The sequence below is a fragment of the Anaerocaecibacter muris genome (assembly GCF_943192945.1).
GTDB classification, from domain to species: domain Bacteria; phylum Bacillota; class Clostridia; order Christensenellales; family Pumilibacteraceae; genus Anaerocaecibacter; species Anaerocaecibacter muris.
The window spans coordinates 322792-342080 of record NZ_CALPCE010000001.1; the positions used below are offsets into that span (position 1 = coordinate 322792).

A 19289-nucleotide genomic window follows, 5' to 3' on the forward strand; every position below is an offset into this window, starting at 1 on the left:
CTTAATTTGGGTGACATAGAGCATTGAATATGGTATAATAAAATCCATGGTATTTAAATATCGGTTAATCATATTTCAAGGCTGATATCGCTAAACAATCTATAATTTACTTTTTAAAAGGAGGCTCATATCATGGAAGCACATCAAGACGTTTTTGCCAAATGTCGTAAAGACTTGGTAAAAGAAGGCGTTATCAAATCCGCTATTTGGGGTTTGGTTGTAGGGTCGGCTGTATGCTTTATTATTGCATTGGCTACTTGGTTTACCGATTTTAACGGCTTATGGCTGTCTATCGGAGCTCTTATTGTTTTGTCGATAGCGATGACGCCTGTTTTTTATTTTACGTTATATCGTCCCAATAATAAACGCGTCGCGGAAAGATTGGACAGACTGGGTTTTGACGAGCGCATTATTACTATGAATGAGCTTAAAGACGACGATTCGTTTATTGCAAGATTGCAACGTCAAGACGCTGTAAATACGGTAGTTGAGGCAAACAAACGCGCCGGCGGTAAACTTCTTACCGTCAAGGTTGCAATTGCCGCTATTGTTGCAGTAAGTGTTATCGGCGCTTTCGGTGTCGGAATGACGGCTGTAACCGGATTGGCGGCATACGGCGTCATCCCCAACGGCGCGGACTTATGGCACAAAACGTTCTCTTCGGACGACAATGTAGTGTATACCGTAAAATACAACGCCGATAACGGTGGAAAAATACAGGGCAATGTTGTTCAGTCTGTTCAATCGGGTAAGAGCACACTTGCTGTTGTAGCAACCGCTGATGACGGATTTATGTTCGTAAAGTGGATTGATTCCGACGGTAACGAATATACCGAATCGCCTTCGCGGTATGAGGATAAAGTGTATAAGAACATGGTCTTTACTGCGTATTTTGAAGAAGTGGACGATGTCGAAGACGACCCGTTAGAGGGCAACGAGCCGCCTGATGATAGTAATCAGAATCCGTCAGATGATTTTGCGCCCGGCGATCCGAATAATTCCGACCAGCAAGGTCCGTCTGATCCGGGCGACCCCGGCGACGGTAATGGCGGCGGAGGTACCAATCAAAACGATTGGATTATAGACGGCAATACTCCGTATGAAGAAAAGTTTGACTATTACTATCAAATGGCCATGGATAAACTTGCTAATAACGAGGAAATTCCGCCGGAATTGCGGGAAATAATCGAAGGGTATTTCGGTATACTTTTGCCGAATAATTAATTACAAATAACTCACGAGGTACTAATATGGTAACAGAAGCCAGTATCGCAAAATTCAGCGAGCAATGCAAAAAGATTTTTGAACAGGTCGAGCGCGACGTAATAGGTCAGACCGAAGTTGTTGAAGGCACGATTATCGCAATGATAGCGGGCGGCAACGTATTGCTCGAAGGCGTTCCGGGCGTTGGCAAAACCCGTCTTGTAAGATCGTTAGGGCGAGTGTTTAATTTGCCGTTTTCGCGTATTCAGTTCACGCCGGATTTGATGCCTGCCGATGTTACGGGTACCAATATTATTGTAAAAGACGATAAGGGCAATTCCGGTTTTCAGTTTCAACAAGGTCCTATTTTCAGCAATATAATACTTGCCGACGAAATTAACCGAGCGACGCCTAAAACACAAAGTGCGTTGCTTGAAGCTATGCAGGAGCATACCGTTACCGTTATGGGCGTTTCCCGTAAACTTAACGAGCCGTTCTTCGTCCTTGCTACGCAAAACCCTATAGAGCAGGACGGTACATATCCGTTGCCCGAAGCGCAAATGGACCGCTTCATGTTTAAACTGATAGTTAAAAACCCCAGTCTTAACGAACTTATGGACATAGTCAACATGACGCAAAAGACTATGGCGGAAGTTGCGGACGCTGCTTGTAGCGGTAAAGAGCTTTTGGAAATGCGCGCGACCGCAAACCAAATTCCGGTAGCGCAAGACGTTATGCGTTATGCTATGACGCTTTGTTCCGCTACTCATCCCGACAGCGAATGTGCGTCCGATGCCGCAAAAAAATATGTTCGTTTGGGCGCGAGCCCGCGTGCGGGGCAGGCTTTGATTTCGGCGGCAAAAGTCAAGGCATTGCTTATGGGTAGATATAATGTATCTTACCGCGATATTAACACTTTGGCATATCCCGTTCTTCGTCATCGCATGAAAATGAATTTCGAAGCTATTGCCGGACGCGTTTCGCCTGACGATGTTATTAAACTCATTATTGAAGAATTGGGAAAAGACTATAAACTTCCGACGGACAGTATGGCTGTAAATAACGTTTCCGACGTGAATAGTGTCGAAAACACCAACGACGAGCCTTCCGTTACCGCGGTAATCGACGAAAACCAAACCGTGGAAAAATCTGCGGATGAAGAAAACAAAGCCGAAGCAAAAAAGAAACGGAGATTTTCTAAAAAATAATGGCAGTCTCTTACTTAAATGATGACTTTTTCAGTCGGTTAGAGACGTTGGCATTAAATCTTAACTCGGATTTGTCAGGCTTTTTCGGTGGTAAACATTTAGTACGGACTTACGGACAGACTGTTGAATTTTCCGATTTTCGGGAGTACATGCTCGGTGATGATATTCGTCGAATAGATTGGAATTTGTACAGTCGATTTGAAAAGTTTTTTGTAAAGTTATTTACCGATGAACGGCAAATGCACGTCCAGATTTTTTTGGATTGCTCTGCGTCTATGGGAAAAGACAACCCGCAAAAAGCCGCTTATGCGGTTGGCGTATGCGCCGCGCTGGGTTTTCTTGCCGTTCATAATACCGATAAATTGTCGTTCAAACTTATGAAAAACAACGGTATCGATGATCCGTTCGGAACGATTGTCGGGAAAAATTCGTTTTTTAGGGCTATTAATGAACTTGGTAAAATGGAGTTTTCGGGCGAAAGCGATATTGCGGCTGCGGTAACTCAATGTCAAAACGTCGGGTCCAATGACGGTTTGACGGTTATAGTTTCCGATTTCTTCACAGAAAGCGATTGGAAAAAAGCTATAGACTATTTGTGTTATAAAAAACGACAGGTATTACTTGTTCAGGTGCTTACGCCTAACGAGGTAGAGCCGGTGTATGACGGACGCGTTAATCTTATAGACGTTGAATCGGCGGATTTGATGGACAGTAAAAACATGAAAGTCCGTATCACACGAAGTTTGCAAAGAGCATACGCACAAGCTCTTAACGACTATAAAGACGAGTTGAAAACTTTTTGTAATTCGCGCGGTGCGGATTTTATATCGGTTACTACCGATAATGCGATTGAAAAAGTTTTGTTTGGAGAGTTGCTCAAGGTAGGTATAATGGAATGAGCTTTTTACTTCCTTTGGGTTTTCTCGGTTTGTTGGGATTAGCGATATTAATCCTGATTTACATAATAAAACCCAATTATCAGCAAAAACTTATTTCCAGTACGTTTGTATGGAAATTGAGTTTAAAATATCAAAAGAAGCGAGTTCCTATCAGCAAATTCAGGAATTTGTTGATTTTAATTTGTCAAATTCTGATATTGACTTTGTGCGCATTTCTTCTTGCTAAACCTGCCGTAAAGCATGACGTTGCCGGTAGTAGTGCGGAAAAAATTATTATAATAGATGCTTCGGCAAGCATGCTTGCTTCCTATAATCAGGAAACACGGTTTGAACGCGCGGTTTTTGAGGCGAAGAGTTTGGCGGAAAGCACGCTTGACAAAGGCGGTGAAGTTACTTTGATTTTAGCGGATGATTCGGCGGATTTTATTGTCGAACGAATCGGCGCGGATAAAAAATTGGAAGTATCTACCGCGTTTGACGATTTGCTTAAAGGCGAGGGAACATGCACTTACGGATCGGCGGATATTGACGGCGCAATAGTTCTCGCGGAATCTATCACTGTTGCAAATCCGCTTGCGGAAGTGTTACTGTTCACCGGTAAAAAATATCTTAACCCGGGCGGTGTTACCGTTGTTGACGTTGCCAGACCCGAAGAGTGGAATGTTGCTATTCATAATGTTCGCGCTACAATGGACGAGGGCTATTATACGTATGCTGTGGACATTGCATGTTACGGAATGGATAAACAGGTACAAGTAAACTGTTATATCGAAATCGACGAATACACGGACCCCGTGCAAATGGGCAAGGTTGTCAAGTTAAACGACGATATAGTTCACACGATAGAATTTAAAACAGGTGCGGCGGATAACGTAAAGGATAGGGTGTCCGAATTTACGAGCGTTCGTATTTCCGTACAGGAAAATGATTCTTTTCAGGAAGATAATTCGTTTGTTTTGTACGGCGGAATGAAGCCGACGTTAAAAATACAGTATTACAGCGCTAAACCGAACACATTTTTCAGTGCGGCGTTTATGATCGTTGCAAGCTCTTTAAGCTCTCGGTGGGATATAGATATAGATGAAGTTCGCGGCGACTCGCCTGCGGCGATAAGCGGTTATGATTTTTATGTGTATGAGGATAAGGCGCCCGCGACTTTGCCTAAAGACGGCGTTGTATTTTTGGTTAATCCCAGCGCTTTGCCCGCAGATGTAGAGGCGCGGTTGAGCGAACCTAAAACAGGCGAAAAATTTACGCTCGCGCCCGGTGTGCCGCATGAATTGATGAACTTTATAAATTTCGGAAATATTATAGTATCGAATTATCGAGCTATAAATATCGGCGGACAATCTGATTTCGAGCCTATTATGTACTGTGCCGGCGAGCCTGTGTTTGTAGCTAAAAATACGCCTGATTCTAAAATTGCAATAATGTCTTTCAGCGTCAATTATTCTGATATTTCCATGCAATGGGAATTCCCCGGGCTTATTTACAATATGTTCGAGTTTTATTTGCCGTCTACATTTACAAAGTATGTATTCAATGTCAACGAGTCGATTACGTTAAAGGCGCGCGGTACAAATTTAAAAATTAAGGGCGTAAACTTGGAACAGAATATATCCGAAACGCCTTATACTATGATTTTGAAAAAAGTCGGAACTTATACTACTACGCAAGACACTCTGTTGATGCGCGATGTGCGTGAGAGTTTTTACGTAAAAGTTCCCGACGACGAAAGTAATATTAAAATAGTTATAGACGTACTTCAAAATTCCGTTATTAAAACTATCGTTTCGGATACGTTTGACGATTTATTGTTATATTTTGCAATAGTTCTTGTAACACTGCTTTTTGCCGAGTGGTGGTTGCAATCTCGGACAAGGATTTAGCGGGGTATATATGTCGAATTTCAGAATTGAATTTTTAAACTCCCCGTGGTGGTTATTACTGTTGATTCCGGCGTTCTTTTTGACGCTATTCCCGTATTTTCGTATACAAAAAAAGTATCGTCGGAACAGAAACAGAATAATATCTATGGTGTTGCACCTTGTTATAATGGTGTTCTGTATCACCGTACTTTCGGGAATGTATTTTACTTACGACACGCCCAATACTAACAATGAAGTGTTGATTTTGGTTGATATGTCGTACAGTAATAGCGATAATAGCGACATGAAAGACGATTTTGTTAAATCTGTTATTGACGAAAGCGCTTCTCAATATCGCGTGGGTGTAGTTACGTTCGGGTATAATCAGGTTTATGCCGCTCCGTTCAGTACGGACACCGAAGAAGTATATAAACAGTATATTAACGCTGAATTGCCCGATATGAGCGCGACGGACGTATCGTCCGCGCTTAACTATGCGAGAAGTTTATTTACTTCGCGCGCGCAGAGCAAAATAGTTTTGTTATCGGACGGCGCAGAAACCGACGGCGATGCTCAAATGGCTGTTCGCTCGCTTGCCGCGCACAATATACAAGTGAATACCGTATTTTTTCCCAACGACTATTCCGATAACGAAATGCAGTTGATAGATATTGTTTTACCTGAAAATAATGTCAAAGTGGATGAAGAATTTAAAGTCAATGTGACTGTTCAATGTCGTAATTCTGGAGTTTCTTCGGCTATTCTTAAACTGTTTGTCGGCAACGAAATAGACGGGGAAAAAGAAGTTATTTCCCAAACCGTAACGGTTAAAGGCGGAACCCAGAACTTCGAAGTTGGATGTACCTTGACTTCTCCGGGATTGCATCGTATTAAGTTTACGCTGTCGAGTGAAAACGACGACGAACTTCAAGAAAATAACGAATACTATTCTTATGTTTATATAGAATCTTTTAACAGCGTATTGATAATTGAACGTGATAGCGGCGAGTCCGATAAACTCAAAGATATTTTGTCGAAAGATTATACCGTTGATGTTGTCGATGTCAGCGATAAAGGCGCTATGCCGAGTTCTTTGGATGCGTTGCGCAAATATGACGAAATAATTATGTTCAATGTTGCTAACCGCGATATGCCGAGCGGGTTCGACGCGATTTTGTATGACTATGCTAATAAAGTAGGCGGCGGCGTTTTGACCGTCGGCGGTAATTATGTCAATGAGTACGGCAAGACGGTAGCAAATATGTACGATCGTCAAGATATGGCGGGAACGCTGTATCAAGAAATGTTGCCTGTTCAAGCGGTAGATTATACTCCGCCTTTGGGCGTTATGCTTATTATCGATCGTTCAGGCAGTATGAATAATAAATTGCAACAGGCAAAAGAAGGAGCGATAGCCGCATTGTATGCATTAAGCGAGCGTGATTATTGCGGTGTTATGACTTTGGATACCGAATTCAATATCGAACAGAATATTATTCCCGCGACGCAACAGGCACGATTGATAAGAACTATCAACGATATTCAAATCGGCGGCGGAACAATGTATTCGGGCGCAATAAGGCGTGCGGGCGAAGCGTTAAAGTCTTGTAATGTACAACGTCGGCATATAATATTGATTTCGGACGGTCAACCCGGCGAAAATTATGAAGATTACGCGTCGGCGATAAGAGCTAATTTTAAGTCTGATATTACTTTTTCTATGGTCGCTATCGGAATTTCCGACGGTTCCAAAGAAAATAAAGAGATGGAAGATGCTGCAAAAGAGGGCGGTGGTAGATATTACAGAATAGAAGACGAATCTCTATCGGACAAAATGAGCCAAGAGCTTAAACTTGAAAAAATAAAAGATATGAATCAAGAGGAATTTCGTCCGAAAATAAATGACTATACGACTGTCGTAAACGGCATTAAAGCAGAGGAAATACCGATATTGGGCGGTTTTTACGGCGTAAAAGAAAAAGAAGGCGTTGTTACTCCGCTCATGAGTGCATACGCTCCTGTCTATTCGCAATGGAATTTCGGACAAGGACGTGTCGGGAGTTTTATGTGTGATTTGAATGGCGTCGATTGGTCTAAAACCTTTATGCAGGACGCTATCGGACAAAAAATATTGTGTAATATCGTTTATGCGTTGTTGCCGTCGCGTAACATAAGACCGAACGAAATAACAGCCGAATTTAAAGAAAAAAATTACACGACAAACGTTAGCATTTATACTGATTTGAAAGATGGCGATCGTGTTGAATTAACGGTTACTTCCGTGCCTGTTGACGGTAGTGAACCCGAAGTTGTACAAAAGTTAACGCCTTCCGATGAAGAAGGATTTTCGCGTATGACGTTTGCTATAACGAAAGCCGGTATTTATAATGTGACTATAAGTAAACTCGATGCCGACGGCAAACTATTGGCGCAATTAAGTACATTTAAAGCGTTTTCGTATTCGGACGAATATAATATGTTTCTCGACATGGAAGAATGTGAAAACAGATTAATCGCCATGGCTCAAGCCGGACACGGGCAGGTAATAAATATCAGCGAACCGTGGAGTGTGTTTGAGGGTATGGAAAAATCAATCCACAATAAAGTCGATCCACGAATTGCGTTGTTGATTATTTCTATTATTTTGTTCTTGCTCGATATAGCTGTACGTAAGTTCAAGTTTAAATGGTTGCACGAAATTATCAGAGAGAGAAAAGAATTGAAAAAAACGACTATTGATCAGCAATGATTGGTCAAAATCTTCGTTACGGAGGAGTCATGAAAAAATTAAGACTTTTTATAGTTTTATATATAATAATATCGTGTTTGGGATTTGTTGTGGCTTGCAGTTCTCCGCAACTGGCAAGCCCTTCCGATTTGCATGTTGTTGATGGCGAAACTTTAATGTGGAACACCGTTTCCAATGCGCGCGGTTATACGGTGAGTATAAACGGAGTTGAAACGGATACGCGTCGTACATCTATTTCTTTGGTCGATCTCGAACCGGGTAACTATGTTATTAAAGTTAAAGCGCGCGGGGACGGAGATAATTACGAAGATTCGGCTTGGGTTCAAATACAGTATAATAGAGAAAAAAATTTAGGGCTTAAATATTCGCTTATAAATAATAATCGAGAATATGAAATTACAAGTATCGGTTCTGCATCCGGTGATATTGTTTTAGAAGACGAGCATAACGGAAAGCCTATTACTCATATAGGCGAGGGAGCATTTGCGAATGCCGGTGCAATCACAAGTATAGTTTTTGGAAACAACATCAAATCTGTCGGAAGTCGAGCTTTTTATAATTGTTCTTTTTTAAGCAGTATATCATTTTCCGAAGCGTTAGTAGAAATCGGCAGTCAAGCATTTCAAAGTTGTCGGAGTTTATCGGAACTTGTAATTCCGAATAACGTAACAATTATTGATAGCGAGGCTTTTTCTTATTGTCGTGGCTTATCGAAAATCACTCTCGGTAGCAATTTAAAAGTTATAGGAACTAAAGCATTTTTTTCTTGCGAATTATTGGAATCCGTATCTATACCCGATACCGTTTATTATTTAGGAGAAAAAGCCTTTGCCGAATGCGGTAGCATTGCGGAAGCAGAAATTAACGGAAATCAGTTGACGATAGGTAAAAACGCTTTTGAACGGTGTAATAATCTTGCGTCGGTAACTTTGGGCGAAGGTGTGCGCGCTATTGATTCTTCCGCGTTCTATTTGTGCGTTGGCTTAAAAGACGTTATAATACCGAATAATGTTGAAGAAATTAGCGAAAATGCATTTTATAATTGTAATTCTTTGAATAATGTTGTGATCGGTAATGGCGTGCAGCGTATTGGCGGAAATGCTTTTTACGGTACTAAAACTTGGAGTAGTCAAGAATCTACTGTAATTGTAGATCGATGGTTAGTTGATATTAAAGATAAAAGCATTAGTAGCATAAATATCGAGAACGAAAATATTTACGGATTGGCAGAATACGCGTTTTTTAAATGTAACAATATAACAGGCATAATATTGCCGAAAACGCTTGTCACAATAGGTGAGTTTGCATTTTACGGTTGTAAAAGTTTAAGCGCAGTTATTATTGACGATAATGTCACCACAATAGGCGCAGGTGCGTTCTGTTATTGTGAAAACATGCGATCGGTTAATATCGGCGATAATGTTGTTTATATCGGAGCAAATGCTTTTGCGGGCTGTAAAAATTTATCTGCCACAAACATCAGTTTGCCTGATACTGTAAATTATATCGGACCTTTTGCCTTTAAAGATACCGCTTTATGGAACGAGTCCGAAAACGTTGTATATATAGGTAAATGGGTTGTCGGATGTAAAGATACCGCGACGGGTGTTATTACTTTAAAGAACGATGTATCGGCGATTAGCGATTATGCGTTTAACAAATGCAATAAAATTTCAAGCATTTATATTCCCACAACAGTAACATTTATAGGTAATTTTGCTTTTAGCGAATGTTCTTCGCTAACATCGATAGCAATTCCGAATAGCGTTAAAGAATTAAGCACAGGCTTGTTCTATAATTGTAAGAATCTGAAAAGTGTTGAACTTCCCGACGGTATAAGTTCTATTCCCCAGTATGCGTTTGCTTTTTGTAACAGTTTAATTTCTGTTACAATTCCGAATAGCGTTACGGAAATAGGAGAATTTGCATTTTTGGCATGTAACTCTATGGAAAGTGTCAAATTCGGCGACGGTATCACAAATATAGGCAAACGCGCATTTAGCGGTTGTGAAAATTTGCTTGAAGTTGTGTTGCCGAACAGCGTGCGAACAATAGGCGAACGCGCTTTTTATAGGTGTTATAGGTTGAATAAAATTGACTTCGGCAATGGGCTTGTATCTATAGGCGAACGCGCTTTTTATCAGTGCGAGTCGCTTTGTACACTTGATATGCCGGACAGTCTTGTGACGATAGGTCCGTATGCGTTTTATAAATGCACTAATATCGGTAGCGTAAAAATAGGCGGTAGGGTCACGGAAATAGGAAATTACGCATTTTATAAGTGTACTAATTTAGTTGTTGTTGTTATTCCCGAATCCGTTACAAGTATAGGCGCTTATGCTTTTCGCGGTTGCGTCAGTTTACGTAGCGTGACTTTGGGTAGCAGTATCACTAATATCGGCAGTCATGCATTTTACGGTTGCGGGGATATGACAATTTACAGTTCCGCTACTCAAGAATATGCGAATTGGAGTTCCAAATGGAATTCATCGTTTAAACCTGTCGTTTGGGGCTGTGAGATTGTAGAGGGAAATTATGTTTATTCCATTACTGTAACTCAAAATACCATATCCAACAGCGACGCAAGCGGCGGGGTTGTTAAGCCTGTGCGAAAAGGGTACGAATTTGAAGGCTGGGCGACAGAAGTCGGAGGTGAAGTTGTTTACAATCCGTATGACATTACGACAGGAATAGAACAGGGCACAACGTTATATGCCGTTTGGCGTGAGAAAACAGAAGAGGAACTGAAATTAGAAAACCCCGATCCTCCTCCGCCGAATTCTGTCGGTCCTGATTTGTTTGGTTGGGATAAATAACGGATTATTGTGTCGCTTTGCTTGCGTAAAATTCATTAACTATGTTATACTACAACTAAATAATTGCGGAGGTTTGTATGCAAATTACAAATGAGATTAAATATGTCGGAGTGAACGACAGAACTATCGATTTATTTGAGGGGCAGTATGTAGTGCCTAACGGTGTGTCTTATAATTCTTATGTTATTATGGACGATAAGATTGCCGTTTTCGATACCGTGGATAAGCGCAAGACCGAAGATTGGTTGAGCAATGTAGAAAATGTTTTAGGCGGAAAAAAGCCCGACTACCTCGTAATTTCGCACATGGAACCCGATCACTCGGCAAGTATCGATGCGTTTCTAAAAAAGTATCCGTCGGCAACAGTTGTCGGCAATGAAAAGACGTTCAATATTGCCGAACGCTTTTTCGGCGATATTTTCAAAAACAAGCTTGTTGTTAACGAGGGCGAGGAATTATCGCTCGGCAAACATAATCTTAAATTTGTTTTTGCGCCGATGGTACATTGGCCGGAGGTCATGTTCACTTACGAAACGACCGAAAAAGTTTTGTTTTCCGCCGACGCTTTCGGTAAATTCGGCGCGCTGGACGTTGACGAAGAATGGGCGTGCGAAGCAAGACGGTATTATTTTAATATCGTCGGAAAATACGGCGCTACCGTGCAAAGCGTTCTTAAAAAAGCCGCCGCGCTCGATATTAAAATTATTTGCCCGTTGCACGGTCCCGTGCTTAATGAAAATCTCGAATACTATATCGGCAAGTATAATATTTGGAGTTCCTACCAGCCCGAAGATAAAGGCGTGTTGATTGCTTACGCTTCGATTTACGGAAACACCGCAAAAGCGGCGGAGCAACTTGCCGAACTTTTGCGCGAAAAAGGCGAGAAGGTGGCTGTTGCAGACCTTGCGCGTTGCGACATGGCGGAAGCGATAGAGGACGCGTTCCGTTACGACAGGCTTGTGACCGCGAGCGTGACTTACGACGGCGGTCTGTTTCCTGCAATGGAGTCTTTTTTATCGCATCTTAAAGCTAAAAATTATCAAAACCGCACAGTCGCTTTTATCGAAAACGGGAGCTGGGCGCCTATGTCGGGTAAGCTCATGCGCGGATTTTTCGACGGCATGAAAAATATTACCGTTATAGACAAATTAGTTACGGTCAAATCCGCAGTTAAAGACGATACAAAAGAGGAACTTAAACAGCTCGCCGCAGAGCTTGTCAAATAACTTTATTTAATATCAATCTTGATAGGGAATTAAACAAAATAAACCCGTTCGTTAATTTAAGTTTTACGGACGGGTTTTTATTTTACTTAATAGCATTTATTCGCAAATTAAATCGACTTGCGTTTAACAAGTCGAATATTTTGGTACACCCTCGGAGACTCGAACTCCGGACCCACTGATTAAGAGTCAGTTGCTCTACCAACTGAGCTAAGGATGCTCAAACATCAATATATTAGCACATACACGTTCCGTTGTCAAGGATTTTGCGAGCGTTATGCAAAAATTACTGCACACAATTTGGCGGTGCGAAAAAAAATTAAAAATCATTGAAAAATGCCGTTTATTTTGTTGACAAAATCTTTAATATAGTGTATAGTAATTAAGCTATTGAAGTAGGTTATGGACCTTTAGCTCAGTTGGTTAGAGCAACCGGCTCATAACCGGTTTGTCCGGGGTTCAAGTCCCTGAAGGTCCACCAAATTGTGGCCCGGTAGTACAGATGGTTAGTACGCCAGCCTGTCACGCTGGAGGTCGAGGGTTCAAGTCCCTTCCGGGTCGCCATATCTTGCCTCGGTAGCTCAGTCGGTAGAGCAAGGGACTGAAAATCCCTGTGTCGGTGGTTCGATTCCGCCCCGAGGCACCACAACCTACTCTCTGCGCGCCGAAGTAGCTCAATCGGTAGAGCAACTGACTTGTAATCAGTAGGTTGCGGGTTCAAGTCCCATCTTCGGCTCCAAAACATCGGATTGCTATTCGGTGTTTTTTTGTTTTTAAAATTTGTATGTATGCGACAATAGTGGCGGGCTAAACCGCGTGGGCATTGCGTATCGGCTAAAATCCGTGGTTGTTCAGACCTTCGCACAGTTGCGAATAAAATTCGCAGATGCGGGCTTTTTTCTTTTTGGTTATTGCAAAACCGACTATTTGCGAATGGGATAAAGACGCGTCAACGCAGTTGCCTTTATACTCGCCGAATTTACGGAAACAAGCCCGTCGGTAGGGTGATTTTCCGTGCGTCTCGAAAAAATGAGAGGTATGCTCATTATAAAATCGTCGCGGCATTTTTCGAGTGTTGTAGAATAGCTTTGACAGTAAACGTCGGTTGGCGCATACAAGTTGCAATCTTGTTCCGACAGTTGTAGCTGTTTGCATACTTTTAATGCGTCGGGGTGTTTGTCGCCGAAAATTTTATAAATTAAGTTTACCCAAAATGCGGTTATCTTTATTAAAAATTTGGGCAATCGCAATAGCTTTGTTGCAATAGGCGATCCTTTGTGCGGAGTGCAAAGCGTTGTAAGCGATGCTACATGCTCCGCAAAGTTTAGCTGATTTATCATATATTTGCTGTCGAGTCCGCCTTTGGAATGGGCTATCAGATTGACTTTGTCGGTGTGTTCGAGTTCGAGTATTTTTAGTATGTGCGATTTAAGTTGTTCGGCGTTGTTTTCTATACTGCCAAACCCGTCCGTTTTTGCGGTGTAAACTTTATAGCCCTGACGTTTTAAAGTTTTTTCGATACGTCCGAACGCCTTGAAAAACACAATGTCTTTCAAGATAATACCGTGTACCAACACGATCGGGTATCGGGTATGTTTTTGCGGCTGCGGCGTCTTTTTCATATCTATTACATTTTATCACAATCGGCAAATTAAATCAATAATTATATTAAAAAGTAACGGCATGGCGAACAATGTAGAAATCGGTTGACAAATATCGACTATTGACGATATAATAGATTTATGAACCAACCGAAAGATATAGCGTTAAACTATATAAGCGTCGCGCAGGGTAAGACGACGCAAAAGTGGTATAAGTTGCTTATACTTGCTGTGCTTGCGGGCGCGTTTATTGCGCTGGGCGGCGCGTTGGCGACATTTGCGGGCGCGGGTTTTACAGGCACACAGGCAAGTCTTATTAAAGGCGCGGTTTTCCCGTTGGGACTTATGCTTGTTGTCGTTTGCGGCGCGGAGCTATTTACGGGCAACAGTTTGTTGATTGCGCCGCTGATCAATAAGGATATTAAGATTACGGGCATGCTCAAAAATTGGGGCATTTTGTATATAGGTAACTTTATCGGCGCGGTCGTAATAGCCGTTCTTGTCGTGTTTAGCCATGCTTACGGCGACGCGGCTGCGGCGGCGAGCGTTGCGACAGCCGCGGCGAAGTGCAATTTGAGCTTTGGCGACGCAATGCTTCGCGGCATACTTTGCAATATGTTGGTATGCCTTGCGGTATGGGCGTCTATGGCGAGCAAGAACGTTGCGGGCAAGATATTAGCTATTTATTTGCCTGTATTCGCGTTTGTAGTATGCGGGTTTGAACATAGCATAGCAAACATGTATTACATAACGTCGGGATTGATGACGTCCGCCGAATACGGAATTGTTGCGGCGGGGCTTAACTTCGGCAACGGATTATTGTACAGTTTGCTCCCGTCCACATTGGGCAATATTATAGGCGGCGGGCTGATTGCCGTCGCGTATTGGGCGGTTTATTTTAAACGCGAAAAGCCCAAAGATCCGCAACAATAAACTAAAATAATACAGGTGATTTTATGATTAAATTATTGGTAGATTCCGCATCGGATATAGATTTGACCGAAGCGCGTGATCTCGGTATCGAACTTATTCCCATGCTTATTACAATCGGCGAAAAAGAGTATTCCGACGGCGTGGGTTTGTCGCACAAGGAATTTTTTGAAAAGTTGATAGAAAGCGACGAGCTTCCGCAGACAAGCCAGATAAACGAGTGTCGGTTCGACGAGCGGTTTTCCGCTTTGACGGCAAACGGCGACGATGTGATTGCTATTGTTTTGTCATCCAAACTCTCCGGCACTTATGATTGCGCTTGTCGCGCCGCACAAAAGTATGACGGCAAAGTTCGAGTGGTTGACAGTCTTAACGCGAGCGCGGGCGAGCGTATTTTGTGCATGCATGCCGTAAAACTTATTAACGAAGGGCGACTGTCTGCGGCGGAAATAGTTGACGAACTCAATATTAAAAAGACCAAGATACGCTTTTTGGCGTTGCTCGGCACTTTGGAATATCTTAAAAAGGGCGGACGAATTTCGTCGGTCGTGGCGTTTGCGGGCGAAATGTTTTCCATTAAGCCCGTCGTATCCGTTACTGACGGCGAAGTCAAGTTGGTCGGCAAGGCTATGGGCTCGAAGCGTGGAAGCAACTTGCTTTCGCAGTTTATAGACAAGTACGGAGTGAATTTCGATATGCCGTTTGCTCTTGTGTATTCGGGGCTTACCGATGAATTTTTGACTAAATACATCACCGACAGCGAAAAACTTTGGGTAGGGAAAACAGATTACTTGCCAAAGTATTTAATAGGCAGTACGATTGGCACGCATATCGGTCCCGGCGCAATCGGGGTTGCATTCTTTACCGAATAAAATCCGTTTGATCGTTATCGCGATTATAAGCTATAATGTCGGACGAAGGACGTTATGTTCGGATTGTTAATAACAATAATATACGTCAGTTTTATTAGTTTGGGCTTGCCCGATTCGCTTTTGGGCGCGGCGTGGCCTGTCATGCGCGTAGAGTTTTCCGCGCCGTTGTCGTATGCCGGTATAATTTCCATGATTATAAGCGGCGGCACAATTATGTCCAGTTTGTTAAGCGACAGGCTAACCAAAAAATTCGGCACGGGCTTGGTTACGGCGATTAGCGTTGCCATGACCGCCGCCGCGTTGTTTTGTTTTTCTGTAAGCACGCAATTATGGATGCTGTTTGTATTTGCCGTGCCTTACGGCTTGGGCGCGGGCGGCGTGGACGCGTCGCTCAATAATTACGTCGCGTTGCATTTGAAAAGCCGGCACATGAGTTGGCTACACTGCATGTGGGGCGTCGGCGCCGCCGTAAGCCCTTACATAATGAGTTATGCGCTTACGGGCGGAAGCGGCTGGCAACAGGGCTATCTTATTGTCGCTATAATACAGATTGTATTGTCGGTCTTTATATTCGTAAGTTTGCCGTTGTGGAAAAAGAAACCGCTTGCGATCGCTTCCGAAGCGGTTGAAGTCGCAGAGGAAAACAAAACGGACGAGGAGCCGTCTGTGAGTGAATCGACGGGCGAAATTGCGGACAATATCGAAAAGTCGGAAACGAAAAGTAAGCCGCTGTCGTTTAAGCAGATTTTAAAAACGTCGGGCGCGGTGCCGTGCTTTATTTGCTTTTTTTGCTATTGCGCGCTCGAACAAACGGCAATGCTGTGGTCGAGCAGTTATATGGTATACCACAACGGATTGAGCGTGGAAACCGCCGCGGGCTTTGCGAGTTTGTTCTTTATAGGGATTACGTCAGGCAGGGCTGTAAACGGTTTTTTGACTTTTAAATTCGGCGATAAGACGTTGATAAGAGCGGGACAGTGCATTATGCTTTGCGGCGCGGCGTTTATATTTATTCCCGACGTTCCCGTAGTTACGTATATCGGATTTACTTTGCTCGGTTTGGGTTGTGCGCCTGTGTATCCGAGTATTATTCACATGACCCCGACGCTGTTCGGCGCGGATAAATCGCAAGCAATGATAGGCGTGCAAATGGCGAGCGCGTATCTCGGTTCGTGCTTTGCGCCGCCGCTATACGGGCTTATGGCAAACCATATCAGTCAAGCGGTGTTGCCGTACTATTTGTTGGTGCTGCTCGCGCTGATGGTTGTCATGCACGAACTGACCGTCAAAAAGACGGCTAAAAATGTAATGACATAGGTTGTCGCTTATAAACGCAATGCAAAAAATGACGCTTGTTACGTCGATTGGGTATTTTTAAAATATGCAGAGCGTAAACCCTTCGATTGAGTTGACATACGTGTTGCGGAGTGGTATTATATAGTTAATTAAACGGACAGTTCGTTTGCGCCATCCTGTCGTTAAACAAAACCAGGGCATCTTAATGAGAAAAGTCTTTTAGGGTGCAGTCGTTTTGTAGCGACTGTATTTTTTTCGCAACGGGAGAGATATATGTATTATTTAAAAACTTCGGCATGTTTTGACAGCGCGCACTTTCTTCACGGATATAACGGCAAGTGCGCAAACATCCACGGTCACCACTGGGTGGTGGAAGTAAAGATAAGCGGTGACAAATTGCAAAAAAGCGGTGAAAAGCGCGGTATGCTTTTGGATTTCGGCGATTTTAAGCAGACGGTTAAAGAGCTTGCGGAAGGCTTTGACCATAAACTTATTTACGAAAAAAACACCCTTAAACCCGTTACCGTTGCCGCGCTTAAAGAAGAAGGGTTTTCGATGATCGAAACGGATTTCAGACCAACTGCCGAAAACTTCGCCGCGCACATATATGCCGAACTTTGCAACAAAGGCTTGCCCGTATCCTGCGTGGAAGTTTATGAAACGCCCAAGAACTGCGCGGTGTACGGTGAGTAATATGTCATGTTTTAAAGTTGCCGAAAAGTTTGTAAGCATAAACGGAGAAGGTCAGCGCGCGGGCGAGCTTGCCGTGTTTTTGAGATTTTGCGGTTGCAATCTAAATTGCGACTATTGCGACACGCGCTGGGCAAATACCGCAGACGTAAAATACGAACTTGCTTCTGCGGAAGATCTTGTTACATACGTAAAATCGACGGGCGTAAAAAACGTTACCTTGACGGGCGGGGAGCCGCTTTTGCAAGCGGATATTGCGCGACTTATAGTTCTTCTGGGCGCGTCGGGCGCAGAGGTTGAAATAGAAACCAACGGAAGCGTGTCGTTGGAAGAAATAAATTCCCTTAAGCCGCGTCCCTCCGTTACCGCCGATTATAAACTTCCGTCAAGCGGAATGGAAAAATATATGTTGACCGAAAACTTTTCTTGCCTTACGTTACGTGATGCGGTCAAGTTTGTGGTAGGGGACATGTGCGATCTTGCGCGTGCGGAGGAGATTATAAACGAGTACGGACTAATAGACAGGTGCCGTGTTTATTTCAGCCCGGTGTTCGGAAAAATCATGCCCGAAGAAATCGTGGAGTTTATGAAAGAGCGTAAACTTAACGGCGCACGTCTGCAATTACAGTTGCACAAAATTATATGGAAACCCGATATGCGCGGGGTATAGGAGAAAGTATGAATATAAGCGAAATAGAAAAACATGTCCGCGGGTTATTAGTCGCCATTGGCGAAGACCCCGACAGGGAAGGTCTGCGCGAAACGCCCGCACGAGTGGCGCGCATGTACGAAGAAGCGTTTGAAGGGATAAAATACACTAACCGCGAAATAGCGGATATGTTCGGAAAAACGTTTGAAATTCCGTCCGACCCGAATTCGGGCGGCGCGGTAGTCATAAAGGACATTAGCGTGTTCAGCTATTGCGAGCATCATTTAGCACTTATGTACGATATGAAAGTTGACGTGGCGTATGTTCCGCGAGGGAGAGTTTTGGGATTGAGCAAAATCGCTCGCATTTGCGATATGGCGGCAAAGCGGTTGCAATTGCAGGAGCGTTTGGGGCGGGATATTGCCGAGATAATTTCGCTTGCGGCTTTATCTCCCGACGTAGGCGTAAGGATAGAGGGTTGTCACAGCTGTATGACATCGCGCGGGATAAAAAACGTATCGTCAAAAACGGTTACCAAAACTTACTTCGGGGCGTTCAAAGACGATGTTTCGTTACAAAATCTTTTAGGGGATAGGCTATGAAAGCATTAGTTTTATTAAGCGGCGGAGTGGACAGCGCGACTTGTCTCGGGCTGGCGGTTCAAAAATACGGCGCGACGGAAGTTTCCGCCCTTACCGTATACTACGGTCAAACTCACAGTAAAGAACTTGACGCCGCGCAAAAAGTTGCCGACTTTTACGGCGTCGTATTAAAACGGCTGGATCTTTCGGTTATATTCGAAGGGTCGGACTGTTCGCTCTTGGCGCAGTCGCATAATGATATACCGTTGCAAAGCTATGCCGAACAGCTTTCCGTAACGGGCGGCAAGCCCGTTTCGACTTACGTTCCTTTCCGGAACGGACTGTTTCTATCGGCGGCGGCAAGCGTAGCGCTGTCGCACGGGTGCGAAGTAATTTATTACGGCGCGCACAGTGACGACGCGGCAGGCAACGCCTATCCCGATTGCAGTGAAAAGTTTAATTCCGCGATGGGCGAAGCTATCTATACGGGCAGCGGCGGACAGCTTAAAATACTTGCGCCTTTTGTAAACTTAAACAAATCGCAGGTTGTCAAAAAGGGGCTCGAACTCGGAGTTCCGTATAAATATACGTGGAGCTGTTATTCGGGCGGAGAAAAACCTTGCGGCGTATGCGCTACCTGTCGCGATCGTGCCGCCGCATTTAAAGCCAACGGAATACAAGACCCTGCAATAAAAGGAGAATAA

General features: G+C 43.5%; 15 protein-coding genes, 5 tRNA genes and 1 pseudogene. 19 read left to right on the forward strand and 2 right to left on the reverse strand.

Annotated elements, in window-relative coordinates; translation table 11 throughout:
• Positions 1–132: 132 nt before the first annotated feature.
• The 8 genes and pseudogenes from NFR57_RS01175 to NFR57_RS01205 all read left to right on the forward strand — a co-directional run bounded on the left by NFR57_RS01175 (position 133) and on the right by NFR57_RS01205 (position 11969).
• Positions 133–1224, forward strand: a complete 1092-nt coding sequence (locus NFR57_RS01175) for an InlB B-repeat-containing protein (protein WP_251182004.1) — start codon at positions 133–135, stop codon at positions 1222–1224.
• A 26-nt stretch (positions 1225–1250) separates the two neighbouring features.
• On the forward strand, positions 1251–2411 hold the full coding sequence (locus NFR57_RS01180; protein ID WP_338022257.1) for an AAA family ATPase: 1161 nt from the start codon (positions 1251–1253) through the stop codon (positions 2409–2411).
• Positions 2411–3310: a DUF58 domain-containing protein gene (locus tag NFR57_RS01185; RefSeq protein WP_251182005.1), complete on the forward strand. Its 900-nt coding sequence runs from the start codon at positions 2411–2413 to the stop codon at positions 3308–3310. Before NFR57_RS01180 ends, NFR57_RS01185 begins: the two co-directional genes overlap by 1 nt.
• A pseudogene (locus NFR57_RS08810) lies at positions 3307–3480 on the forward strand (BatA domain-containing protein); the annotation flags it as partial. The gene NFR57_RS01185 and the pseudogene NFR57_RS08810, both read left to right, overlap by 4 nt.
• Positions 3481–3513: 33 nt before the next feature.
• A complete protein-coding gene (locus NFR57_RS01190; protein ID WP_251182006.1) occupies positions 3514–5199 on the forward strand; it encodes a DUF58 domain-containing protein in 1686 nt (561 codons plus the stop codon).
• A gap of 145 nt (positions 5200–5344) precedes the next feature.
• A complete protein-coding gene (locus tag NFR57_RS01195) occupies positions 5345–7927 on the forward strand; it encodes a vWA domain-containing protein (RefSeq protein ID WP_251182007.1) in 2583 nt (860 codons plus the stop codon).
• Between the two features lie 29 nt (positions 7928–7956).
• On the forward strand, positions 7957–10743 hold the full coding sequence (locus tag NFR57_RS01200) for a leucine-rich repeat protein (RefSeq protein WP_251182008.1): 2787 nt from the start codon (positions 7957–7959) through the stop codon (positions 10741–10743).
• 77 nt (positions 10744–10820) lie between these two features.
• On the forward strand, positions 10821–11969 hold the full coding sequence (locus tag NFR57_RS01205; RefSeq protein WP_251182009.1) for an FprA family A-type flavoprotein: 1149 nt from the start codon (positions 10821–10823) through the stop codon (positions 11967–11969).
• Between the two features lie 141 nt (positions 11970–12110).
• Here NFR57_RS01205 and NFR57_RS01210 read toward each other — a convergent pair.
• Positions 12111–12186 (reverse strand) — tRNA-Lys (locus NFR57_RS01210).
• Between the two features lie 184 nt (positions 12187–12370).
• On the opposite strand from NFR57_RS01210, the gene NFR57_RS01215 reads away from it, so the two are divergent.
• From NFR57_RS01215 to NFR57_RS01230, 4 genes are all read left to right on the forward strand, one after another.
• Positions 12371–12447: transfer RNA gene (locus tag NFR57_RS01215), tRNA-Ile, on the forward strand.
• 6 nt (positions 12448–12453) lie between these two features.
• Positions 12454–12530: transfer RNA gene (locus tag NFR57_RS01220), tRNA-Asp, on the forward strand.
• Positions 12531–12536: 6 nt separating this feature from the next.
• Positions 12537–12612 (forward strand) — tRNA-Phe (locus NFR57_RS01225).
• A 17-nt stretch (positions 12613–12629) separates the two neighbouring features.
• Positions 12630–12705, forward strand: a tRNA-Thr gene (locus NFR57_RS01230).
• Positions 12706–12889: 184 nt separating this feature from the next.
• Here the strand turns inward: NFR57_RS01230 and NFR57_RS01235 are convergent.
• Positions 12890–13588 carry an esterase/lipase family protein gene (locus tag NFR57_RS01235; RefSeq protein ID WP_251182010.1) on the reverse strand — a complete coding sequence of 233 codons (699 nt, stop codon included), beginning with the start codon at positions 13586–13588 and terminating at the stop codon, positions 12890–12892.
• A gap of 120 nt (positions 13589–13708) precedes the next feature.
• Here NFR57_RS01235 and NFR57_RS01240 point away from each other — a divergent pair, with 120 nt between their 5' ends.
• From NFR57_RS01240 to queC, 7 genes are all read left to right on the forward strand, one after another.
• Positions 13709–14500, forward strand: a complete 792-nt coding sequence (locus NFR57_RS01240) for a formate/nitrite transporter family protein (protein ID WP_251182011.1) — start codon at positions 13709–13711, stop codon at positions 14498–14500.
• 23 nt (positions 14501–14523) lie between these two features.
• Positions 14524–15369: a DegV family protein gene (locus NFR57_RS01245; protein ID WP_251182012.1), complete on the forward strand. Its 846-nt coding sequence runs from the start codon at positions 14524–14526 to the stop codon at positions 15367–15369.
• Positions 15370–15423: 54 nt separating this feature from the next.
• Positions 15424–16686, forward strand: a complete 1263-nt coding sequence (locus NFR57_RS01250; protein WP_251182013.1) for an MFS transporter — start codon at positions 15424–15426, stop codon at positions 16684–16686.
• Positions 16687–16938: 252 nt separating this feature from the next.
• Positions 16939–17358, forward strand: a complete 420-nt coding sequence (queD, locus tag NFR57_RS01255) for a 6-carboxytetrahydropterin synthase QueD (RefSeq protein WP_251182014.1) — start codon at positions 16939–16941, stop codon at positions 17356–17358.
• A gap of 1 nt (position 17359) precedes the next feature.
• Positions 17360–18025 (forward strand): putative 7-carboxy-7-deazaguanine synthase QueE, encoded by a 666-nt coding sequence (queE, locus tag NFR57_RS01260; RefSeq protein ID WP_251182015.1) that lies wholly within the window; start codon positions 17360–17362, stop codon positions 18023–18025.
• Positions 18026–18033: 8 nt separating this feature from the next.
• Positions 18034–18606 (forward strand): GTP cyclohydrolase I, encoded by a 573-nt coding sequence (folE, locus tag NFR57_RS01265; protein WP_251182016.1) that lies wholly within the window; start codon positions 18034–18036, stop codon positions 18604–18606.
• Entirely contained in the window at positions 18603–19289 is a 687-nt protein-coding gene (gene queC / locus NFR57_RS01270) for a 7-cyano-7-deazaguanine synthase QueC (RefSeq protein WP_251182017.1), read from the forward strand. Before folE ends, queC begins: the two co-directional genes overlap by 4 nt.